General features: G+C 64.7%; 17 protein-coding genes. 11 read left to right on the forward strand and 6 right to left on the reverse strand.

Annotation, left to right across the window (positions count from 1 at the left end; all coding sequences use genetic code 11):
• Window positions 1-79: 79 nt before the first annotated feature.
• The 4 genes from JTF07_RS17185 to JTF07_RS17200 all read right to left on the reverse strand — a co-directional run bounded on the left by JTF07_RS17185 (window position 80) and on the right by JTF07_RS17200 (window position 4,441).
• The gene (locus tag JTF07_RS17185; RefSeq protein ID WP_204235422.1) at window positions 80-1,564 is read right to left on the reverse strand and encodes a dihydrolipoamide acetyltransferase family protein; all 1,485 of its coding nucleotides are present in this window, start codon (window positions 1,562-1,564) and stop codon (window positions 80-82) included.
• The gene (locus tag JTF07_RS17190) at window positions 1,564-2,583 is read right to left on the reverse strand and encodes an alpha-ketoacid dehydrogenase subunit beta (RefSeq protein ID WP_204235423.1); all 1,020 of its coding nucleotides are present in this window, start codon (window positions 2,581-2,583) and stop codon (window positions 1,564-1,566) included. The genes JTF07_RS17185 and JTF07_RS17190 overlap by 1 nt, the downstream gene beginning before the upstream one ends.
• The gene (gene pdhA, locus JTF07_RS17195; protein WP_204235424.1) at window positions 2,580-3,692 is read right to left on the reverse strand and encodes a pyruvate dehydrogenase (acetyl-transferring) E1 component subunit alpha; all 1,113 of its coding nucleotides are present in this window, start codon (window positions 3,690-3,692) and stop codon (window positions 2,580-2,582) included. The genes JTF07_RS17190 and pdhA overlap by 4 nt, the downstream gene beginning before the upstream one ends.
• A gap of 173 nt (window positions 3,693-3,865) precedes the next feature.
• A complete protein-coding gene (locus JTF07_RS17200; protein ID WP_252199894.1) occupies window positions 3,866-4,441 on the reverse strand; it encodes a YqeB family protein in 576 nt (191 codons plus the stop codon).
• A gap of 200 nt (window positions 4,442-4,641) precedes the next feature.
• On the opposite strand from JTF07_RS17200, the gene JTF07_RS17205 reads away from it, so the two are divergent.
• The 3 genes from JTF07_RS17205 to JTF07_RS17215 all read left to right on the forward strand — a co-directional run bounded on the left by JTF07_RS17205 (window position 4,642) and on the right by JTF07_RS17215 (window position 8,511).
• Entirely contained in the window at window positions 4,642-5,271 is a 630-nt protein-coding gene (locus JTF07_RS17205) for a TetR/AcrR family transcriptional regulator (protein ID WP_204235425.1), read from the forward strand.
• A gap of 200 nt (window positions 5,272-5,471) precedes the next feature.
• Window positions 5,472-7,430 (forward strand): siderophore-interacting protein, encoded by a 1,959-nt coding sequence (locus JTF07_RS17210; RefSeq protein ID WP_204235426.1) that lies wholly within the window; start codon window positions 5,472-5,474, stop codon window positions 7,428-7,430.
• Window positions 7,431-7,494: 64 nt separating this feature from the next.
• Window positions 7,495-8,511 (forward strand): ABC transporter substrate-binding protein, encoded by a 1,017-nt coding sequence (locus tag JTF07_RS17215; protein ID WP_204235427.1) that lies wholly within the window; start codon window positions 7,495-7,497, stop codon window positions 8,509-8,511.
• Between the two features lie 9 nt (window positions 8,512-8,520).
• Here the strand turns inward: JTF07_RS17215 and JTF07_RS17220 are convergent, their stop codons facing one another.
• Window positions 8,521-8,979, reverse strand: a complete 459-nt coding sequence (locus JTF07_RS17220; RefSeq protein WP_204235428.1) for an Lrp/AsnC family transcriptional regulator — start codon at window positions 8,977-8,979, stop codon at window positions 8,521-8,523.
• 366 nt (window positions 8,980-9,345) lie between these two features.
• On the opposite strand from JTF07_RS17220, the gene JTF07_RS17225 reads away from it, so the two are divergent.
• The 3 genes from JTF07_RS17225 to JTF07_RS17235 are packed head-to-tail and all read left to right on the forward strand — an operon-like array spanning window position 9,346 to window position 13,857.
• Window positions 9,346-10,122 carry an electron transfer flavoprotein subunit beta/FixA family protein gene (locus tag JTF07_RS17225; RefSeq protein WP_204235429.1) on the forward strand — a complete coding sequence of 259 codons (777 nt, stop codon included), beginning with the start codon at window positions 9,346-9,348 and terminating at the stop codon, window positions 10,120-10,122.
• A gap of 11 nt (window positions 10,123-10,133) precedes the next feature.
• Window positions 10,134-11,120, forward strand: a complete 987-nt coding sequence (locus tag JTF07_RS17230) for an electron transfer flavoprotein subunit alpha/FixB family protein (RefSeq protein ID WP_204235430.1) — start codon at window positions 10,134-10,136, stop codon at window positions 11,118-11,120.
• A gap of 1 nt (window position 11,121) precedes the next feature.
• Complete coding sequence (locus tag JTF07_RS17235) at window positions 11,122-13,857, forward strand: cytochrome b/b6 domain-containing protein (protein ID WP_204235431.1); 2,736 nt, start codon at window positions 11,122-11,124, stop codon at window positions 13,855-13,857.
• Between the two features lie 405 nt (window positions 13,858-14,262).
• Here JTF07_RS17235 and JTF07_RS17240 read toward each other — a convergent pair whose 3' ends face one another.
• The gene (locus JTF07_RS17240; RefSeq protein ID WP_204235432.1) at window positions 14,263-14,925 is read right to left on the reverse strand and encodes a GntR family transcriptional regulator; all 663 of its coding nucleotides are present in this window, start codon (window positions 14,923-14,925) and stop codon (window positions 14,263-14,265) included.
• 106 nt (window positions 14,926-15,031) lie between these two features.
• Here JTF07_RS17240 and glyA point away from each other — a divergent pair, with 106 nt between their 5' ends.
• From glyA to JTF07_RS17265, 5 genes are read left to right on the forward strand one after another with little or no spacing between them, the layout of a single operon-like run.
• A complete protein-coding gene (glyA, locus tag JTF07_RS17245; RefSeq protein WP_204235433.1) occupies window positions 15,032-16,441 on the forward strand; it encodes a serine hydroxymethyltransferase in 1,410 nt (469 codons plus the stop codon).
• Window positions 16,441-17,658, forward strand: a complete 1,218-nt coding sequence (locus tag JTF07_RS17250; RefSeq protein ID WP_204235434.1) for a sarcosine oxidase subunit beta family protein — start codon at window positions 16,441-16,443, stop codon at window positions 17,656-17,658. Before glyA ends, JTF07_RS17250 begins: the two co-directional genes overlap by 1 nt.
• A gap of 26 nt (window positions 17,659-17,684) precedes the next feature.
• Window positions 17,685-18,047, forward strand: a complete 363-nt coding sequence (locus JTF07_RS17255) for a sarcosine oxidase subunit delta (protein ID WP_204235435.1) — start codon at window positions 17,685-17,687, stop codon at window positions 18,045-18,047.
• Entirely contained in the window at window positions 18,044-21,013 is a 2,970-nt protein-coding gene (locus tag JTF07_RS17260; RefSeq protein WP_204235436.1) for a 2Fe-2S iron-sulfur cluster-binding protein, read from the forward strand. The genes JTF07_RS17255 and JTF07_RS17260 overlap by 4 nt, the downstream gene beginning before the upstream one ends.
• On the forward strand, window positions 21,006-21,656 hold the full coding sequence (locus JTF07_RS17265) for a sarcosine oxidase subunit gamma (RefSeq protein WP_204235437.1): 651 nt from the start codon (window positions 21,006-21,008) through the stop codon (window positions 21,654-21,656). Before JTF07_RS17260 ends, JTF07_RS17265 begins: the two co-directional genes overlap by 8 nt.
• Window positions 21,657-21,699: the final 43 nt, after the last annotated feature.

Consider the following 21,699-nt stretch of genomic DNA (forward strand, 5'->3'; position numbering starts at 1 on the left):
TGAGCGGCCTGCGCCAGGCTAGTGGTGCGTGTCACGGAAGGTGGAGGTCAGTCCGAAATGTGGAATCGGCGGGCCGCCGTCACAGCTCCGGCAGCAGGGAGATCGGGTTTTCGATGCAGTCGGCGACGAAGGTGAGGAACTGGCTCGGTTCGGCACCGTCGCAGGCACGGTGGTCGAAGACGAATGACAGGAACATGACCTTGCGAACGGTGAGCTCGCCGTCGACGACCCAAGGGCGGTCCTTGATCCGTCCCAGGCCGAGCATCGCGACCTCAGGCAAGTTGATGATCGGCGCAGAGCCGTCGACTCCGAACACACCGTAGTTGTTGAGCGTGAACGTGCCGCCGGTCAGCTCCGCGGTGTTGAATCTGCCGGTCGATGCCTTGCCGACCGTTTCGGACACCGAGTCGCGCAGCTGCCGCAGGCTCATCTGGTCGGCGCCGTGGACGACTGGAACCATGAGTCCACGCGGGGTCTGCGCGGCCAGGCCCAGGTTGATGTCACCGTGGGTCACGATCTCCTTGGCCTCGGTGTCGATCGAGGAGTTGATGATCGGGTGCTTCTTCAGCCCCGCGACGACGAAGCGAGCCACCAGTGAGAGAAGAGAGTACTTTTCTCCGGTCCTCGCTTCGAGAGTGCGCTTGGTGCTCAGCAGCTCTGTGGCGTCGACGTCGAGCCAGATGGTGGCCTCGGGAATCTCCTGCCGCGACTTCGTCAGTCGTTCGGACACGACCTTGCGCAGTCCGGTGATCGGGGTCCGGGTATCGCGACTGACTTCTGCCCCGGAAGGGGCCACGCCCGTCGAGGTCGTCGTGCCCGATTCGATGGCTTTGAGCACATCTGCCCTGGTGACAATGCCGCCAGGGCCGGTTCCCAGAAGATGTTTGGCACTGAGTCCATGATCCTTCGCAAGCTTGCGAACGAGAGGAGAGGACACCGGTGAGATGACGGACCCGGACCCGGACCCGGATACGGCACCGGACTGGGGTGCGGGCTCGGAATCGGAGGCCGGGGGAGTGGCCGCCGACGGTGGTGTCGTCGGGCCCGCCGAGGGCGGTTTCGGCGCTGAGGACGCTGTCGCCCCACTGCTCTTCGTCTCACTGTTCTTCACACCGAAGGACCGCTGCTTCGTCGACCGTGCTTTGGGCTCGGACGTTCCGTAGCCGATGAGGTTCGCACCGCCGCTGTTTGTCGCTGCCCCCGCAACTGATGCCTCGCTCGGGACAGTCCCGGCACCGGAGTCCACGTCCGCGCTCGGACCAGCACCCGCCTCGGCGACGGAGAGCAGGGCCTGACCTGCGGACACGGTGTCACCGGCGTTCGCATGCAGCGCTTCGATCCGACCGGCGAACGGGCAGGGCAGCTCGACGACGGACTTCGCAGACTCGACCTCGACGACCATCTGGTCGACGTGGACCTCGTCGCCGACGTCGACTAACCAGCTGATGAGCTCGGCCTCGGTCAGACCCTCGCCCAGGTCGGGCAAGATGAAATCGCGGGCGCTTGTCGTGCGTGCGGAATTCCCGGTGCCGGTGGCACCGGACACACTCGTCTCGGCACTCATCACAGCTCCCAATCCCAGGATTCGAGAGCATCGAGAATGCGTTCGGCGGTCGGCAAGAAGTACTCCTCGAGCTTCGGGGACGGGTAGGGCACATCGAACCCGGTGATCCGCAGGATCGGGGCCGACAAATGGGTGAAGTTGGCTTCGGTGACCCGGGCGGCCACCTCGGCGCCGTAGCCTCCGAACTGGGCGGCCTCATGGATGATCGCGGCACGGGTCGTCTTGCGCACCGATGCGGACACGGTCTCATCGTCGAAGGGGGACAGCGACCGCAGGTCGATGACCTCGATCGCCAGTCCGTGCTCGGCACCTTCCTCGGCTGCGGCCAGTGCGGTGCGCACGGTGGGACCGTAGGCCAGAAGAGTCACGTCGGACCCAACGCGGACAACCTGGGCTCGATCCATCGGCGCGGTCTGCACGGGCAGGCTGAGCTCGTCCTTCATCCAGTATCGCGACTTCGGCTCCATGAAGATCACCGGATCCTCGGAGGCGATGGAATCGCGCAGCAGGGAATAGGCGTCGGCCGGGTTCGAGGGGGTGACGACGGTCAGGCCCGGGGTCGAACACCAATAGGCCTCGGACGAGTCCGAGTGGTGCTCGACGCCGCCGATATCGCCCGCATAGGGAATCCGGATCGTCAACGGCAGGCTGACCTTGCCCTTCGTGCGGTTGCGCATCTTCGCCACGTGGGACACGATCTGTTCGAACGCAGGATAGGCGTAGGCGTCGAACTGCATCTCGACGACCGGGCGCATCCCGGCCATCGCCATGCCGATCGCGGTGCCGACGATCCCCGACTCCGCAAGCGGAGAATCCCAGACCCGTTCGGGACCGAATTCCTTCCGCAGGCCCTCGGTGACACGGAATACCCCGCCGAGGCGGCCGACGTCCTCTCCGAAGACCAGGACGTTCTCGTCGTCGCTCAGGCTGTCGCGCAGAGCCTGGTTGAGCGCCTTGGTCATCGTCACCGAGACCGGCGTCGGAGCGTCTTCTGCCGTGGTGGCAGTGGTGACGGTCATGGCTGTGCCGCCGTTGCCAGCTCGGCCTCGAGCTTCTCCTGCTGTGTGGCAAGGTTCGCGCGCGGGTTCGCATAGACGTAGGCGAAGAGTTCGCTCGGATCGACCTCGGCATCGGTATTCATGGCGTCACGGACGGAGGTGGCAAGCTCTTCGGCGCTCGCCGTGATGTCTGCGGCGGTCGCGTCATCGAGGATCCTGGCTGTGCGCAGGTGCTTCTCGAGGCGGTCGATGGGATCGAACTGCTTCCAGTGTTCGACCTCTTCGGCGTCACGGTACTTCGTGGGATCGTCGGAGTTCGTGTGCGATTCCATCCGGTAGGTCAGGCACTCGATGAGGGTCGGGCCCTCGCCGTTGCGGGCGCGTTCGAGAGCTGCTGTGACGGCGGCGAACACGGCGGCGATGTCGTTGCCGTCGACCCGGATGCCGGGCATTCCGTATCCGGCGGCGCGGTCGGCGAGCATCGTCGCATTCGACTGTTCACGCAGCGGTGTCGAGATCGCATATTGGTTGTTCGCCAGCACGAAGACGGTCGGGGTCTGCCATACCGAAGCGAAGTTGAAAGCCTCATGAGTGTCACCCTCACTGCTGGCGCCGTCGCCGAGGAAGGTCAGGGTGCAGGCGTCTTCGCCCTTGAGCTTGGCGGCCATGGCGTAGCCGGTCGCGTGCAGAGTCTGCGTTGCCAGCGGTGTTGCCGCAGGTGAGGTGTGATATTCGTTCGGGTCGAATCCGCAGTGCCAGTCGCCGCGGAAGGCGGAGAGGATCTCGGTCACGGGGACCCCGCGGGTCAGCAGCGAAGCAGAGTCGCGGTAGGTGGGGAACAGCCAATCGCCCGGTGCCAGAGCAGTGGTGGCACCGACCTCGATGGCTTCCTGGCCGGCGGCGGACGGGTAGGTCGCGAGTCGCCCCTGCCTGGTCAGGTGGGTGACCTGAGCCTCGAATCGTCGGACTTGCACCATCTTCTGGTACAGACCCAGGAGGGTGCGATCGCTCGGGATCGTCAGTCCATCGGTGGGAACGCCGGTGGGCTGACCGTCTGCACCGATGAAGCTGATTGGCTGCAGCTGGGGCAATGAACGGTGAGAGCGGGAGGTGGGAACGTCAATGGTCATGAGCCCATGGTGGCGTGAGCCGGGTCACCGATCCAGGGTCTGCGAGCAGGCCCGGACGTGTTGTCGTTTGTGTCGGCAAGAGTGGACGAAGTGCTCGGTTGCCCCGTGGGCAGAGGGACGTTTGGCCCGGGTGGTGGGCGCAGGTTTCGGGGATCGAACTCAGTCTTCGGTGGTCAGATCTCGCCCCACCGGTAGCCGCGTGAGGTGAATGCCTCGGCGACCTTGTCCTTCTTCCCTTCGACGTCGCCCCTGTACGCCTGGTGTCCCCCTTCTGTGAGGATGGTCAGCTTGCCGTCGTCGAAATAGGCGGTCGAGAACGAGGCCCGGGTGATCCGCAATGGGTGATCATCGGATCTGCCGATGACGATCTCGTCATCGGCGACCGACAGAGGAGTGGTCGAGACGCTGATGACGACAGCGGTGATCACGCCGAGGACGGCGCCGATGATCGGACGGGCGATGACGACCCAGGCCTGGTCGAACTGGCTCAGCTTCTCGATGACGTCTCCGAACGGGATCGGGAACCTCGCCGCGAAGGCCCCCACTGCCGGAAGGAAGAATCCGAGGGCGATGCCGACGCCCACGCAGACGACGCCGACGACGAGGATGTCGGCCCGGCTCAGTGCGAACACCTCGGCGGACGTGCGCGCTGCGGAACTGCTGGTCCTGGTGTTCCCTGCGGAGCCGCCGTTCGAGGTCGGATCCCTGTGTGTCTCTGTGTGATCGGTGTCGTGATCGCGCTCTGCCATGGTCCTACTCCGAGCTGTGCTCCAGCGCTTCTCGATGTCGTCGAGCTCGAGGAGTGCTGGTATGTCGAATTCCTATGTGGGATAAAATTGTACCAAAGTGGAACACGCATGTACCACAATGAATGTGATCGGGCATGATGGGTTGAAGCCAAGGCTGGCCGAAGGGGTGAGTGGTTGTGGTGAGTTCAGGGGGCAGGGGAATGCGCCGGCTGGGGAAAGATGCCCTGGTAGCAGAGGCGATGTCGGTGCTGGCCGAGAACTCTCAGGCGTCGATGATCGAGATTGCGAATGACATCGGCGTCGGGCGAACGACTCTCTACCGGCACTTCGGTGACCGCGAAACCTTGATCGCCGAGGTGGCGCGGCAGGGGGCGCGTCAGTTCATGGATGCCCTCGTGAGCGCTCGCCCTCACGTCGGCCCCGGTCTCGAGGCCGTGGAGCGCGTATGTGCACAGCTGTTCACCATCCCCGATGCCCTCACCCTCATGTTTGCCGACAACCCGATCATCACCGATGACTCCTTCGCCGAGGCTGCACCTGAGCGTCAGGGTGAGGCGGACGGCGAACCGAGCGCCGATGCTGCGGGCTTCGACACGTCGACGCCGGGTGAGCGGGACCCCCTGGAGGCGGTGATCGGCAGGGGCCAGGCCGATGGGTCCATCGCCCCTGATCTGCCGGTCGAATGGGCCGCGATGTATGTCTTCCTGACCATCGGCTCGGGGCATCTCTTCGATGTGAGTTCTCGTTCTGGACGTCGAGACCCAGGAAACCGCGCCCTAGCTCTTGACCTGACGATCCGGGCAGTCAGGAAAACACTGAGCGCAACGTAGGGCCTCCTCGGCGACGGACATCGCGGTGTTGGGCGACGAAAGCCGCGAATGATCAGTTGTGAGCCGCTTCTAACTTAGGTTAGGCTGACCTATGAGACTCAATGGGCATCTGTGTGCATGAAGGCGGTTGACACCTGCTTGAAGCTGCGAACCCCTGGTCTCGATGTTTCATCCGTCAAGAGACCCTCGGAGCCGAATTCATGCCGCGTACTTCCAGGCCCATGCAGGTGTTGCCGATCGTCCTGCGTGAGGTGGAAGTCACCGGCATCGCGGATATCACGCCGAACATGCGGCGCCTGACAGTAGCGGGCGACCAATTGTCGGCAGGTGTGGTGAACGGGATGCCGCGGCCGCAATTCCTCTCCGAGGGTTTCGACGATCACGTGAAGCTCGTCATACCGACTCCCGAGACCGAATCCCTCGACATCGGTGAGCAGGGGGATTTCCGGTTCAATTGGAACCGAGAAGCTCTCCGTTTCACCCGCGATTACACGGTCAGCAGTGTCGATGCAGATTCGAATTCGTTTACCGTCGACGTAGTCCGTCACGACTCGGGCCTTGCCGCTGAGTGGGCCTTCAGCGCCTCTGTCGGCGACTCTCTGAAGTTCGCGGGCCCGAAGTCCAGCGCCGGCATCAGCGAAGGCATCGACTTCCACCTGCTCGTGGCCGATGAGACCGCCCTGCCCGCAGTTCGCCGCTGGCTCGAGACTGCACCTGTCGGCACAAGCGGACACGTCATCGTCGAGGTCCCGACCGCCGAGGACATCCAGGAGATCTCCACCGCCGCAGACGTCGAGATCGATTGGCTGATCCGCAGCGGCACCTCTCCTGGGGGCTCCACCCTCATGTATGAGGCCGTGAAGAACCTGGTTCTCCCGGTCGGGCGAACCTACGCGTGGTGCGCAGGCGAGGCCCTGACCATCGCGCCCATCCGCCGTCACCTGCGCCGCGAACTCGGCCTGCCCAAGGAGGACGTCGAAGTGATCGGGTACTGGCGCAAGGTATCCGCCGTCACGAAGACCGGGTCGGCATCGGGCGAGATTGCTGGAGATGCCACGAGCGAAACCGTCACCTCTCAAACCGCTGCCTCCCAGGCCGCCACCTCCCAAGCCGCTGCGTCCGACGGTGTGACCACCGCAGGCGGCGATGAGGTCGCGGACGTGTCCGAAAGCAGCCAGAGCATCGTCGGCAACGTCCACGAGATGACCGAGATCCTGCCCCCGATCATCACTCGGATCGCGGTCACTCTCGGCATCGGCGATCTCGTGGCAGGAGGAATCACCACCGCCGAGGCGATCGCCACGGCGGCCGGCATCGATACCGAAGGCGCACGCGTCGTCCTCACTGCGATGTGTGCCCTCGGACTCCTCGAACGTGACGGTGCAGCGTATCGCAACACCCAGGCCGGCGCGGTGCTCATCGGTGACGGCGCAGGGGACGGACTCAATCTCGACGATCCAGCAATTCGAGATCTGTTCTCAATCGTCAATCTGCTCGACGTTCTCAGGAACGGACATGGCGCCAAGCCCGCACCCGCCTCGGCGGGCAAGGCTCTGACCCTGGCGGGCGAGGCTCTGACCCTGGCGGGCGAGGCTCCCACCTGGAGGGCCCAGCGTGGAGTCGATGCCGCCCTCGACACCGCTCACCGATCTCACACCCTCGATCACCTGCGCTACGTCCTCGATATCATCCTCGAGCTCGAGCCCATTGCCACAGCTGCAAGCGTTGCCCTGGCGGGTGATGCCGGAGCCGAGGTGTCGGCCGCCCTCACGCGCAAGGCACCGGAGTCCGGCCGGAGCGTCTACATTCCCGGCACCGCCAGCGTCGGCGGCGATCAGCCCTGGCCAGTCGTCGACTGCACCCTGATGCTCGCGGGCCTGACCGGACGCTGCCGCACAGAAGCACAGGCTCTCCTGGCACGCATTCTCGAATCCAGCGCCAGCATCGTGATCGTCGAACCCCTCACCGACGAGGCCGAGCTCGATGATCATCAGGCAGAAGAGCTCGTCGCAACATACGCCATGACAGGCAATGCGTCATGGACGAGCGAGGAGCTGCGCGAATGTCTCAGCGATCTCGGTGTCGCTGCGGTCGAGGTCGTCGACATCGGGTGGGGGTTCGGACGCTTCCGCAGCGCCGTCATCGCCCGCAGGGCCTGAATCTTCCCTCTGCCCTAGAGGGTTCATCAGTCGCGAGCCGCAGGCTCGACGTTGAAAGGAACACATGAAACTCAATCGCATCATCACAGCTGTGATCGCGTCAGTGGCGAGCGTCGGCCTCCTCGCCGGGTGCTCAGGCGATGGAAAAGGTGACTCCGAGGCCTCTGGCGGCGCCGAGACGCGCACTGTCACTGATTCCAGCGGCGCCGACGTCGAAGTCCCTGCCGACCCGAAGAATGTGGCGACCCTGCACTACGCTGCGACCGAGACCCTCATGGACCTCGAACTGCCTCCCGTCGGGCAGGGCAGCTACCAAGAGCCCACCGTTCCCAAGGACTGGGTGGATGAACTCAGTGACATTCCGGTCGTGGCCCAGGAAGAGCCCGACCTGGAGAAGCTCGCCGAGGTGTCGCCCGACCTCATCCTCGCCCCCAACATCCTTGAGCCGGACATGATCACGCAGATGGAGGAGATCGCGCCGGTCTACCAATTCACCCTGCGCGGCGGCGACCGGGCGAACTGGCAGCAGCGAGTCCAAGAAGTCGCCGACGCCATCAACCAGACCGACCAGCTCGAGAAGCTCGATGCCGACTTCGAAGCCGAACAGAAGCGGATCGCGAAGGAATACGGTGACGCCATCGAGGGCACGAAGCTCGGCGTCGTCTCCTCCTACGAAGACAACTCCGCCTATCTGTGGGGCAGTGAGAACATGGTCGGTTCCCTTTTCACGCCACTCGGATTCGACTGGTCGGCCAAAGAGGATGAGTCCATCAAGAAGTACGCGAAAGCCACTCAGGGCGGAAATAAGTCGGGCATCAAAGAGCCGGAGGCACAGATCTCGATGGAGGTCCTCGACAAGAGCCTGTCCGATGCCGACATCATCTTCGTCACCTCGAATATGCGCGGAGAGTACGACGAACTGACACAGAAGATGCTCGACTCTGCGGTGTTCAAAGATCTGCCTGCAGCCAAGGCTGGGCACGTCTACCCGCACGGCAAGGCCACGATCGCCGGATACGCCGATGCGAAGTACGGAGTGGACATGGCCGAGAAGGCGATCCGGGACTACCAGAAGGGCTGAGCCCGAGGATCAGTGACCCGAACCGGGACGGTGTCCTTCCGCCTCATCGAGGATGAGCAGCGAGCGGGAGGAGACCACACCCGGGACTTCGTGGATCCTGCGCAGAATCACCTGGGACAGTGCAGTGTTGTCGGGGGCATTCACGGTCACCAGGGCATCGATGTCACCGCTGACGGCCTGGACCTTCTCGACGAACGGCAGTTCGGCGAGGTCGTCTCGCACCCCTGGCCATGGCCGATCACCGATCTTGACGACGACCACCGCCGTCACGGTCATGCCGAGTGCACTGCGGTCCACCTCGGCGGTGAATTTTCTGATCGCCCCGGACTCGACGAGAACGGAGAAGCGCTTGTGGGCGGCCGAGCGTGAGATGTGCACCTGCTCGGCCAGCTGGCGGACGCTCAGGCGCGAGTCGTCGACAAGAGCAGCGATGATGCTGCGGTCGATGTCGTCGAGGTCGAATGCCACGAGGCGCTCCTTCAGCGTTGATGCGGGCGTCGGACTCACCGGGTCACTTCCGTTCCCAAGGGCAGTCGTTGCCTGGTCACAGTCGGTGGCTCCATTCTAGGGCCCGTTCCTTGAGCGCGCGCTCACTCCTTCTGCAATCGCTTGAGTCGCCACGATGAGGGCGCAATCGGTCTGTGCGGGTAGAATTTGTTCGAACGTTCGTACAATAAGCATGTTAGCTGCGGCACACAGGAAGTAGGATGTCTGACTGAGTACTTTTCCGGGCTGCCTCGCGGACCCGGGTGTCGGACGAGAACGTGCTAACTGTAGATTATGAGGCAGAAGTCTCATTTGCAGATGAATTGCCTCACGGAATAGGAGTCATCCTTGAAGATCGCGGTGTTGGTCAAAGAGGTCCCGGACACATATGGGGATCGGAAACTGAATGTGGAGACCGGTTTGGCGGATCGTTCCGCTTCGGAAGCGGTCCTCGACGAAATCGGCGAGCGTGCCCTCGAAGTCGCTCTCTCGTATAAGGATGGCAGCGATGGAACCGAGGTGACCGTCATTTCGATGGCACCCGACACCGCGACCGCCACGATCCGCAAGGGCCTGGCCATGGGCGCGGACAACGCAGTGCATGTGTCTGACGAGGAGCTCCTCGGTGCCGATCTCGGCCTCACTGCCGAGGTCCTGGCAGCAGCCATTCGCCGTGGCGGCTTCGACCTCGTCGTGACCGGCAACGTCTCCACCGACGGCAACGGCGGCATGATTCCCGCGATGCTCGGCGAGCATCTGGACTTCCCGCACGTGACCGGCCTGACCGCGGTCGAGATCAGCGACGGCAAGGTGGCAGGAACCCGCGGAGTCGAGGGCGGCAAGCAGGAAGTCAGCGCGGAGCTTCCAGCCGTCATCTCCATCACCGAGGCGCTTCCCGAGGCCCGGTTCCCGAACTTCAAGGGGATCATGGCGGCGAAGAAGAAGCCGTTCGAGGTCATCAGCCTGTCCGACCTCGAGGTCGATGCCAACGACCAGTCCACAGCACGATCGATCATGGTCACGGTAGCCGAGAAACCGCCGCGTGAAGCCGGAGAGAAGATCGTCGACGAAGGAAACGGCGGAGCAGAGCTCGCCGAATACCTCATCAAGAACCGCTTGGCCTAAGGAGAATCGATATGTCCGAATTCCCACAAGACTCCATTCTCGCCGTCCTCACCGCCGATGCCGAAGGTCAGCTGGAGAAGCCTGCTGGTGAGCTGCTCGGCGGCGCCGGTGAGATCGGTTCGCCCGTCGCACTGGTCCTCGCACCTGCCGGTCAGGGCGAGGCGGCTGCGCAGCAGGCCGCATCATTGGGTGCCGTGCAGGTGCTCACAGCCGAGGTCCCCGAGGGCAACTCTTCTCTCGGAACCTTCGCCGTCGACGCCCTGAGCGCCGCCAGCGATCTCGTTGCCCCCGACGCCGTCCTCCTCTCGCACTCGATCGACGGGCGCGACATCGCCGGACGATTCGCGGTCCGCAGCGGTTCGGCACTGTCCGTCGATGCCCTGGGTATCGAGCGTGACAGCGAAGGCGTCGTGGCCAACCACTCCGTCTACGGTGGTGGCTACACCGCCTCGTCGGCACCGACTTTCGGTGCCCCGGTCATCACCGTCCGTCAGGGATCCATCGAGACCCGTGGCGAAGCGCAGTCGGCGAACTCCCAGGCCCTCGAGGTTGCCGATTCCGGCAAACGCTCGGCCCAGATCGACTCCTTTGATGCTGTCGTCGAGACGTCATCTCGTCCTGAGCTGCGCGGTGCCTCGAAGGTCGTTTCCGGTGGCCGCGGTGTCGGCTCAGAGGAGTCCTTCGAGCTCGTCGGCGAACTCGCCGATGTCCTCGGTGCCGCAGTCGGTGCCTCACGCGCTGCTGTCGACGCCGGTTACATCGCCCAGTCCCACCAGGTCGGACAGACCGGTGTCTCTGTGTCGCCGCAGCTCTACGTGGCACTCGGCATCTCCGGTGCGATCCAGCACAAGGCCGGCATGCAGACCTCGAAGACCATCGTCGCTGTGAACAAGGACGGCGAAGCGCCGATCTTCGACATCGCCGATTACGGCGTCGTCGGCGACCTGTTCAAGGTCGTCCCGCAGTCGATCGAGACCTTGAAAGCGAAACAGTCCTGATATGGCCACCTATTCCAGTTCGCTGCGCTCGGGTCTGCCCAGAGTTGAGGGCGGTGATCCATGGCCACCTGAAGGTGTCATCGGTGAGCCGCTCGAGCCGGGCACCTCAGTTGTGTCGGAAGAGTCCTTCGAGCCGGAAGATTCGGCTGCCCCGGACGAATCCGTCGAGCCGGATTCCACTGACGCCAGCGCCGAGGTGGATAGCTCGGTAGACGCGGATGAACCCGCAGTCGCCGAGCAGGCCGTTGAGACCGAAGGGCCCGCCGACGATTCCGGTTCCGTCGGGACCGGTGCTGCCGTTGGAACTGGTGCTGCCGTTGGCGCGGTGGGTGCAGCTGCTGGTACGGCCGCCTTTGCCACCGATTCGAATGCGGAAGCGGATTCAGTTGATGGCTCGGGGTCCGATGAGAGCCCAGGATCCTTTGAGAGCTCAGCGCCCGTTGAGACGTTGGAGCAGCCGTCTGAGTCGACCGAATCTGTCGCCGAGGCGAGCCGTGAGGTTCCGCTGCGCCGTGGTCTGCCCCGCGTCGAAGGCGGCGAACCGTGGCCGCCGGAAGGCCTTGCACCTGCTGGTGTGAAGGCTCCTTCCAGCAGCTCTGATGCAACTGACTCAGCCGACTCTGTCTCCGGGCAGCCGCCAGCCGCTTCGGATGCCGAGAGCGAGTCGGAAGCTCACTCGAAGTCCTCTGCTGCTCCGGCCGCCGTTGTCGCGACCGCGGGTGCAGGAGCCGCTGTCGGCACAGCCGCAGCGGCATCTGGCTCCGGCGCTCAGGACGCAGCCGCTTCCGATGAACCTGCTGCAGTTGAGCCTGCGCCGACTGAGTCCGCACCTGCTGAGTCCGCAGCGACCGAGCCCGCAGGGACCGAGCCTGCGCCTGCTGGCGACGTTCCTCTGCGTCGGGGACTGCCTCGTGTTTCCGGGGGAGATCCGTGGCCACCAGAAGGTCTGGCTCCGGCTGGGGCGAAAGCCGCCTCGGCCACATCTGCATCCTCATCGGCGCCGGCAGCTGCGGCTGCTCCGGCCGCCGACACCTCAAGCGCATCGACAGATCAAGTAGCTCCACCAGCAGGTGAACAGCCTGCTGAGGCCGATAAGTCGTCGGCGGCTCCAGCCGCTGCGGCAACTGCCGGTGTCGCCGGTGGTGCTGTCGGCGCTGGTGCGGCGGTTGCCGCGTCCGGGAAGAAGTCCTCCGGCGAACTCAGCGACACACCGCTTCGCCGCGGATTGCCGCGCGTCGCCGGTGGCGACCCATGGCCGCCCGAGGGCTTCGCTCCGGCAAGTGCCGGCACCACCTCTGCTTCTGCAGCTGCCTCGACTTCTGGCTCGGCTGGCGCGAACACATCAAGTGCAGACTCCGCCGACAGCACGTCGACCGGCGCCGCTTCGACGCCGCCTGCCACAGACGCGGACTCTGCTGCCCAGGCTGAGAAGCCAGCAGCAGACTCGTCTGCCCAGGCAGGTACTTCCGCCCAGTCGGATTCCGACTCCTCCTCGGCAGCTCCGGCCGCCGCCGCGGGAGCCGCAGCCGTGGGTGCAGGTGCGGCCGGTGCCGCGGCTGCCTCGTCGAGCTCAGATGAGAAGCCGGGCGCCACCTCGGCGGAAGACAAGCCTTCCCGATCCGGACTGCCGAAGTCCACAGGACCGGCGCAGCGGAAGCCGATGGCTAAGCCTGCCGCCAAGGCCACGGACAAGCCGACTGCGAAGCCAGCAGCCAAGGTCACCGACAAGCCGGCAGCCAAGACTGCCGCGAAATCGAGCTCCGCACCGGCGAAATCGGCCTCTGCTTCGAGCTCGGCCGCAGCCAAGCCTGCTGCCGCGAAGAAGAAGGAACCGACGATGATCGGTTCGAAGTCCGTGGGTCAGTGGGCGAAGCTCGGTGGCCTCGGGCTCGGGGGACTCATCGTGGCTGCAGGGATCATCATCCTCGCGGCTCGCGGAGTCACGACTCTGCCCGGTGTGCCCGAGTTCCTCGAACGCTACCCGGGCGAATACCACCTGCCCGAGTTCGTCGACCCAGGGTTCCCCGCGTGGGCCCGCTGGACTCACTTCCTCAACATCTTCTTCATCGTGCTCATCATCCGTTCGGGTCTGCAGGTACGTCACCAGCAGAAGCCGCCGGCCTTCTACACCCCGAAGAAGGGTGGTAAGAAGGTCAGCATCAACCTGTGGCTGCACACGAGCCTGGACCTGCTGTGGTTGGCCAACGGTGTTGTCTTCGTCGTCCTGCTGTTCATCTCCGGACACTGGGCGCGGATCGTGCCGACCAGCTGGGAAGTCTTCCCGAATGCGGTATCCGCGATGCTGCAGTACATGACTCTCGAGTGGCCCGCTGAGAACGCGTGGGTCAACTACAACTCGCTCCAGCAGCTCATGTACTTCATCGTCATCTTCATCGCGGCTCCCCTTGCTGCGATCACCGGCGTGCGGATGAGCGAATGGTGGCCGAAGGATGCCACCAAGCTCAACAAGTTCTACCCCGCACCGCTGGCTCGTGCGATCCACTTCCCGACGATGATCTTCTTCGTCGTGTTCGTCCTCATCCACGTGTTCCTCGTGTTCACCACGGGGATCCTGCAGAATCTCAACCACATGTTCGCAGGCACGCACGCGGACAACTGGGTCGGATTCATCTGGTTCGTGGTCTCGCTGGCAGTCGTCGTCGGTGGCTGGTTCGCCGCCAGGCCGATGCTGCTGGCACCGATCGCAAATATGTTCGGCCGCGTCTCCAGCCGGTAGCGAACCCGGCTCCGGCCGACTGGCTGCGGCGGCGCGATCCGGTATCGGGTCGCGCAGCACGCTGGCAGGAAAACGCGGCATTGGCGAAGGCCCTGCGGGACGATCAAGTCCCGCAGGGCCTTTTCGCACCTTCTGGCAGGGCGTTGGTACAACGGTTGGTAAGTTCGTGTCGATCAAGAGCGATTTTTCGAAGCGAACTTGCCAACCGTTGACGCGGGGCGGGACGCGAGGCGGTTGGCGGCGGCGCATGGCGCATGGCGCGGGGCGGCTGGCGGCAGTGCCGTTGGCCCGGGCGCGGGGCGGCTGGCGGTTGGCGGCTCCCTTGGGAGCTGACTCCCGAGCCTCAGCGTAACTCAGTGCGGGGCGGCACAATTCAGCGCAGGGCGGCGCACAGCTCAGCGCAACTCAGCGCAGGGCGGCGCGCAGGGTTTTGTCGAACTCGCGGACATGCTCAGCGGCGTGAGCTTCGACGGCCGACTCCTTGCCCTCCAGGATCGCTTCGAGCAGATCGATGTGCTCGCGGATGTGGCCGATGAGGTCTGGAATTCGCGGGATGACAAGGCACCAGATCCGAGTCGCCAAGTCGTCGAGGCGCACCAGGGTCTCCATGAGATGCGGGTTGTCGACCGAGGAATAGATGAGGCGGTGAACCTCGAGGTCGCGCTCCATGAGGGCTCGCGGCTCATCGGTCTCCTTCAGCGCACGCAGATCGGCGATCGTCGCTTCGAACTCCTGCCGACGTTCGGGAGTGAGGTTGCGGGCGGCCTTGCGGGCGGCGATGGGTTCGAGGACCTCCCGCATCTCAGAGATCGTCGACAGGTCTTTGAGGTCGACATTGCTCGCGAAGGTTCCGCGTCTGGAGTAGGAGACGACGAGATGGTCGCTCTCCAGACGCTTGAGCGCTTCCCTGATCGGGGTTCGTCCGACCTCGAGCTCTGCGCTCAGGGCCGCCTCGTTGATGGGGTCACCGGGGGCGATGTCGAGCATGATGAGGCGGTGCCGAAGGATCTCATAGGCGCGTTCGGCCAGGGACAACCTCGGTGACGCTGCGGTAGCCGACGACGACATTCTCACTCTCCTGAAATCACCCATTGCACTTTCGTGTTTTCTCGTCATAGACTACAGGAACGCATCTGATATATTAGTTGACGATCAAATGGTCGAAGGAGATCACATGACAGAACAGCTCGTCGAGCCTCTCGAGTCGCTCAGCCAGTCGCAGGCACAGCCGTCTGCTCAGTCGCTCGCGCCCTCGTCCGTGGACTTCGCCAGCAGAGAGCCCGTCGAGCTGAGCACCTCCCTCGCCGAGCTTGATCCGCAGATCGCCGGATTCATCGATGCGGAGCTTGCTCGTCAGCGCGAGGGACTCGAGATGATCGCCTCGGAGAACCACACAGCCTCCGCCGTCATGGCCGCGCAGGGGTCAGTGTTGACCAACAAATACGCAGAGGGCTACCCCGGTCGTCGTTACTACGGCGGCTGCGAGCACGTCGACGAGGTCGAGCGTCTCGCCATCGCCCGCGTCAAGTCACTCTTCGGCGCCGAATTCGCCAACGTGCAGCCCCACTCCGGGGCTCAGGCAAACGCCTCTGTCATGCACGCACTCATCCGGCCAGGAGACACCGTGCTCGGTCTCGACCTCGCCGCCGGCGGGCATCTCACCCACGGCATGAAGATCAACTTCTCCGGTCGTCTCTACAACATCGCCGCCTACGGTGTGCGCGAGGATACGAACCGCATCGATATGGCCGAGGTCGATCGCCTCGCCCAGGAACACCAGCCCAAACTCATCGTCGCCGGCTGGTCGGCCTACTCCCGCCAGCTCGACTTCGCCGAATTCCGCCGTATTGCCGATTCCGTCGGTGCCTACCTCATGGTCGACATGGCTCACTTCGCCGGGCTCGTCGCGGCAGGGCTGCATCCCTCTCCGGTCCCACATGCCCACGTCGTGACCTCGACGACGCACAAGACCCTCGGCGGTCCCCGCGGCGGGATCATCCTCACCAACGACGCTGACATCGCGAAGAAGGTCAACTCCGCCGTCTTCCCCGGTCAGCAGGGTGGGCCGCTTGAGCACGTCATCGCAGGCAAGGCCGTGGCCTTCGGCCTCGCCGCCACCGAGACCTTCGTCGAGAAGCAGCAGCGGACTCTGTCCGGTGCAGCGGAACTCGCTCGACGCCTCGGCGAATCCGATGTCGCCGACCTCGGAATCACCGTCCTCACCGGCGGCACCGACGTCCACCTCGTTCTCGTCGACCTGCGCAACTCCGTCCTCGACGGTGGACAGGCTGAAGACCTGCTCGCCTCGATCGGCATCACCGTCAACCGCAATGCCGTGCCGAACGATCCGCGTCCGCCGATGGTCACCTCCGGTCTGCGGATCGGCACCCCGGCCCTGGCTAGCCGTGGATTCGGTTCCGCTGCCTTCGCCGAGGTGGCCGACATCATCGCCGAGGTGCTCACGGCCGGTGCTGCCCAGACCGGTGCCGAACCGCAGGTCATCGCCGAGCTCAGCGACCGTGTGTCGGCTCTGGCGACCGCCCACCCGCTCTACCCCACCATGAACGAAATCGGAGCACGCTGATGGCTGATCAACTCCCTGAACACCCCGACTTCCTGTGGCGCAACCCGGAACCAAAGAAGTCCTACGAGGCCGTCATCATCGGCGGAGGCGGGCACGGTCTGGCCACTGCCTACTACCTGGCCAAGAACCACGGCATGACCAACATCGCGATCCTCGAACGCGGTTGGCTGGCCGGCGGCAACATGGCCCGCAATACGACGATCATCCGCTCGAACTACCTGTGGGATGAGTCCGCAGCCATGTACGAGAAGTCGCTCAAACTCTGGGAACAGCTGCCCGAGGAACTCGACTACGACTTCCTCTTCTCCCAGCGCGGCGTGCTCAATCTCGCCCATACCCTGCAGGACGTGCGTGAGTCCCAGCGACGGGTGAATGCGAACGCACTCAACGGAGTCGACGCCGAGTGGCTCGATCCTCAGCAGGTCAAGGAAGTCTGCCCGATCATCAACATCGGCGATGATCTGCGCTACCCGGTGATGGGAGCGACCTATCAGGCGCGCGCAGGCATCGCCAAGCACGACCACGTTGCTTGGGCATTCGCCCGCAAGTGCGATGAGATGGGCGTCGATATCATCCAGAACTGCGAAGTCACCGGGATCGAGCGCATCGGCGACAAGGTCGTCGGTGTCGAGACCACCCGCGGCCACATCGCCACCGAGAAGGTCGCCATGTGCGTGGCCGGAGATTCCTCGGTGCTCGCTGACATGGCCGGCATCCGGCTGCCGATCCAGTCCCACCCGCTGCAGGCCCTCGTGTCCGAGCTCTTTGAACCCGTGCACCCGACGGTGGTCATGTCCAACCATGTCCACGTCTACGTCTCCCAGGCGCATAAGGGCGAACTCGTCATGGGTGCCGGGGTTGATTCCTACAACGGCTACGGCCAACGAGGCGGCTTCCACGTCATCGAGGAACAGCTGGCCGCCGCAGTCGAACTCTTCCCGATCTTCGCCCGGGCCCACGTGCTGCGCACCTGGGGCGGCATCGTCGACGTCACCCTCGACGCCTCGCCCATCGTGTCGAAGACCGAAGTCCAGGGCCTCTATGCCAACTGCGGCTGGGGCACCGGCGGCTTCAAGGGCACGCCCGCCGCCGGACTGACCTTCGCGCACACGATCGCCAACGATGAACCCCACCCGCTCAACGCCCCCTACGCCCTCGACCGGTTCGAAACCGGCCACCTCATCGACGAGCACGGCGCCGCAGCCGTGGCGCACTGAGCGAACACGAGACAGAAGGACCTGCCATGCTTCTCATCAGTTGCCCGCACTGCGGGCCACGCGACGAAACCGAATTCCACTACGGCGGCCAGGCACACGTCGCTTACCCGGCCGATCCCCACGCGCTCAGCGACAAAGAGTGGGCCGAATTCCTCTTCTACCGCGACAACGACCGCGGTGCCTACGCCGAACGGTGGAGTCACAGCCTCGGGTGCCGCAAATGGTTCAACGCCATCCGCGACACCGTGACCTATGACTTCACAGCCATCTATCCCATGGGCGAGGCCCGCCCGACGGCTGCGGACCCTGCGACGCAGCAGCCGGTGACCGCGGAACCGACTCCAGCAGAAGCGGAAACGACTCCAGCAGAAGGCGAGGGTGCACGATGACCACCGCAGATACGAACACGCGCCTCGAGAACGCGAACGGCATCGACCGTACGCGTCCCATCCGCTTCAGCGTCGACGGTCGGCAGTACTCGGGTTTCGCCGGTGACACGATCGCCAGCGCGCTCATTGCCGCCGGACGCATCGACTGCGGCAACTCGACCTACCTGGGCCGAGCCCGCGGCATCCTCGGCGCCGGAATCGAGGAGTCGAACGCCCTCGTCCGGGTCAAGGGTCGCATCCCCGGCGATGTCAGCGAATCCATGCTGCCCGCCACTCGCGTGCCGATCACCGAAGGACTCGAGGCCGACTACCTCTCCGGTCTCGGCATCCTCGATCCCGGCCAGGACGAACTGGTCTACGAACACAAGCACGTCCACACCGATGTGCTCGTCATCGGCGCGGGTCCCGCCGGACTCGCCGCGGCACGTGAGGCTGGAAAGTCGGGGGCCAGAACGCTGCTGCTCGACGACAGGTCCGCTCCCGGTGGGTCGCTGCTGTCGAGTTCGGCAGTCAGCGTCGACGGCATGCCCGCCGCCGAGTGGATCGAGTCCACCGTCGCCTCGTTCGCCGAGGCGGAGGAACTGACCTACCGGGCGAACACGACCGTCTTCGGCAGCTACGACTCGAACTACTTCGTCGCCCTCGAAGACCGCACTCTTGAGCTCGTTGAAAACGGGGGAGCGGGTGCACGGGGCAGCGACAATGCCAAGGGTGCGTCCGCAGCCAGCGGCGGTCCTTCCCGCCCGGGCACCCGCCAGCGGGTCTGGCATATCCGCGCCCAGCAGGTCGTGCTGGCCACCGGAGCCCATGAACGCCCGATCGTCTTCGCCAACAACGACCGTCCGGGCATCATGCTCGCCTCGGCCGTGCGCACCTACCTCAACCGCTATGGCGTCGCCGCAGGACGCTCCGTCGCGATCGCTGCGACGAACGACTCGGCATACGAACTGCTCGCCGATCTGCACACGGCAGGCATCGAGGTGCCGGCGATCATCGACTCGCGGACAACCGCCTCGGCGATGGCAGAGTACGTTGCCAGGGAAACCGGAACCCGGCTCATCCTCGCATCTGCAGTCAGTGACACCGCAGGGGACGGGCCTGCCGGACGCATCAGTGCGATCACGGTCTCGGGCCTCGACGAAGACGGTGTGGCCACCGGCGACACCGAGGTCATCGACGTGGACCTGCTGGCCGTGGCGGGCGGATTCTCTCCCGTCATCCACCTGCACGGGCAGCGCAAAGGGTCCATCGAATGGCGAGCCGACATCGCTGCCTTCGTTCCGACTGCACCTGTGCGCGATCAGTTCACCGTCGGTGCGATCAACGGCGACTACTCGCTGGATGCGGCCCTCCGGCAGGGCGCCGAAGCCGGCAATGCGGCCGCTGAGCACACCGGATTCCCTGCCGTGATCGACCTCCCGACCTCAGCGTCGGTGCCCTATGCCGATGCCCGCCCACTGTGGTTGGTCACCTCTGCAGGCGCCGACCACACCGAACTGACCACGCATTTCATCGACTTCCAGCGTGATCAGTCCGTTGCCGATGTGCAGCGGGCGATGAACGCGGGCATGCGCTCGGTTGAGCACATCAAGCGCTACACCTCGATCTCGACGGCCAATGATCAGGGCAAGACGAGCGCGGTCAACGCCATCGGTGCGATCGCGCAGGTGCTGGGAGAATCCGACCTGGGCTCGGTCGGCCACACGACCTTCCGTGCGCCCTTCGCGCCCGTGCCGTTCGCGGCGCTGGCCGGCAGGCGCAAGGGCGAGCTCTTCGACCCGGCGCGGGTCACCTCGATCCACCCCTGGCACATCGCCCACGGTGCCGAATTCGAAGACGTCGGTCAGTGGAAGCGGCCCTGGTACTACCCTGCCGACGGGGAGGACATGGACGCGGCGGTGCTGCGCGAATGCAAGGCTGTGCGCGAATCGGTCGGCTTCCAGGATGCCTCGACTCTGGGCAAGATTGAGATCCGCGGTACCGACGCCGGCACGTTCCTCGGCCAGATCTACACCAACGGCTTCGCCAAGCTCAAGGTCGGCAAGGGACGCTACGGACTCATGTGCAAGCCCGACGGGATGGTCTTCGACGATGGTGTGACCCTGCGTGTGGCCGAGGACCGCTACTACATGACCACGACCACCGGCGGCGCAGCGACCGTGCTGGAGTGGCTCGAGGAATGGCACCAGACCGAATGGCCCGAACTCGACGTCGTCTTCACCTCGGTGACGGAAGAATGGTCGACCGTTGCGGTCGCCGGCCCGAAGTCCCGCGAAGTCATCGCCACACTGGCCCCGCATCTGGACGTGTCCAATGAGGCCTTCGAATTCATGGGATTCAGGGAGACCACACTGGCCAACGGCATCCCGGCTCGCATCTGCCGCATCTCGTTCTCCGGGGAGCTCGCTTTCGAGATCAACGTCGAGAACTTCTACGGACTGACCGTCTGGGAAGCCGTCGCCGAGGCGGGCGCCGAGTTCGGCATCACCCCCTACGGAACCGAGACCATGCACGTTCTCCGTGCTGAGAAGGGCTTCATCATCGTCGGCCAGGACACCGATGGGACCGTCACCCCGCAGGACGCGGGCATGGACTGGATCGTTTCGAAGCTCAAGGACTTCATCGGCAAACGTTCCTACTCACGGGTCGATACATCCCGTGAGGACCGCAAGCACCTCGTCGGGGTGCTCCCGGTCGACGGCACGACACGACTGGCCGAGGGTGCCCAGCTCATCACCTCAGGCACCCCGGTGACCCCCGAGGCGGGACCGGTCCCGATGATCGGCCATGTCACCTCCTCCTACATCTCCCCGAGCATGGACCGGCCCTTCGGCCTCGCGCTCGTCGAGAACGGCCGGAACCGGATGGGCGAGATCGCACAGTCTCCGGTCGGCGGCGAACTCGTCGATGTCGAGATCACCTCACCCGTCTTCTACGATCCAGAAGGGAACCGCCGCGATGGCTGACACCACCCAGAGAACCCAGCAGAACTTCGACACCCCCGCCGAGGTGCTCGATGCACTCCGCGTCTCACCGGCAGCCCACCTCGCCGAAGACATGGCCACCTCCACCGCCAACGGCGGACAGGCCGTTGGCCTGCGAGAACGATGCTTCGCTGTCCAACTCGGATTGCGCGCCACCCCCGGAACCGCCTCGGCGGAGGCGCTCGAATCTGCGCTCGGAATCACCCTGCCGCAGCGGGTGGGCGAGGTCACCGGCGACGCCGCGAGCCTGCACACACTGTGGCTGAGCCCTGATGAATTCCTCACCGTCGACGTCTCCCGACAGCAGCGGCCCGGGGAGACCCTCGTCGCCGAGGCGGCCCTCGAAGGTCTGCCAGGACAGGCCGTGGATCTCTCGGCCAACCGCACGATCCTCGAACTGACCGGGACGAAGGCAAGAGAGGTCCTTGAGAAGAGCATCCGCGCCGATCTGCACCCGCGTGTCTTCGGCATCGGCACTGCGATCTCGACCCAGATGGGCCCTGTTCCGATCATCGTGCACCACTCATCGGAGCTCGAATATCGGATCTACCCGCGGGCCAGCTTCGCGGACTTCGCGGTCCGCTGGCTGCTCGACGGCATGGCGGAGTTCGTCGCCGACGTCTGAAATTGACCACGGTGAGCTTCTCACCCAATGATTGAGTACACCC

Origin of the sequence: Brevibacterium sp. RIT 803, assembly GCF_016892625.1 — a bacterium.
Classification (GTDB): Bacteria; Actinomycetota; Actinomycetes; order Actinomycetales; family Brevibacteriaceae; genus Brevibacterium.

Excerpts from the sequence above, each read along its gene's own strand:
- JTF07_RS17230 (WP_204235430.1), top strand. The coding sequence starts at position 10,134 with ATGTCCGAATTCCCACAAGACTCCATTCTCGCCGTCCTCACCGCCGAT.
- JTF07_RS17255 (WP_204235435.1), top strand. The coding sequence starts at position 17,685 with ATGCTTCTCATCAGTTGCCCGCACTGCGGGCCACGCGACGAAACCGAA.
- glyA (WP_204235433.1), top strand. The coding sequence starts at position 15,032 with ATGACAGAACAGCTCGTCGAGCCTCTCGAGTCGCTCAGCCAGTCGCAG.
- JTF07_RS17205 (WP_204235425.1), top strand. The coding sequence starts at position 4,642 with ATGCGCCGGCTGGGGAAAGATGCCCTGGTAGCAGAGGCGATGTCGGTG.
- JTF07_RS17200 (WP_252199894.1), bottom strand. The coding sequence starts at position 4,441 with ATGGCAGAGCGCGATCACGACACCGATCACACAGAGACACACAGGGAT.
- JTF07_RS17210 (WP_204235426.1), top strand. The coding sequence starts at position 5,472 with ATGCCGCGTACTTCCAGGCCCATGCAGGTGTTGCCGATCGTCCTGCGT.
- JTF07_RS17185 (WP_204235422.1), bottom strand. The coding sequence starts at position 1,564 with ATGAGTGCCGAGACGAGTGTGTCCGGTGCCACCGGCACCGGGAATTCC.
- JTF07_RS17240 (WP_204235432.1), bottom strand. The coding sequence starts at position 14,925 with ATGTCGTCGTCGGCTACCGCAGCGTCACCGAGGTTGTCCCTGGCCGAA.
- JTF07_RS17265 (WP_204235437.1), top strand. The coding sequence starts at position 21,006 with ATGGCTGACACCACCCAGAGAACCCAGCAGAACTTCGACACCCCCGCC.
- JTF07_RS17260 (WP_204235436.1), top strand. The coding sequence starts at position 18,044 with ATGACCACCGCAGATACGAACACGCGCCTCGAGAACGCGAACGGCATC.
- pdhA (WP_204235424.1), bottom strand. The coding sequence starts at position 3,692 with ATGACCATTGACGTTCCCACCTCCCGCTCTCACCGTTCATTGCCCCAG.
- JTF07_RS17250 (WP_204235434.1), top strand. The coding sequence starts at position 16,441 with ATGGCTGATCAACTCCCTGAACACCCCGACTTCCTGTGGCGCAACCCG.
- JTF07_RS17190 (WP_204235423.1), bottom strand. The coding sequence starts at position 2,583 with ATGACCGTCACCACTGCCACCACGGCAGAAGACGCTCCGACGCCGGTC.
- JTF07_RS17235 (WP_204235431.1), top strand. The coding sequence starts at position 11,122 with ATGGCCACCTATTCCAGTTCGCTGCGCTCGGGTCTGCCCAGAGTTGAG.
- JTF07_RS17215 (WP_204235427.1), top strand. The coding sequence starts at position 7,495 with ATGAAACTCAATCGCATCATCACAGCTGTGATCGCGTCAGTGGCGAGC.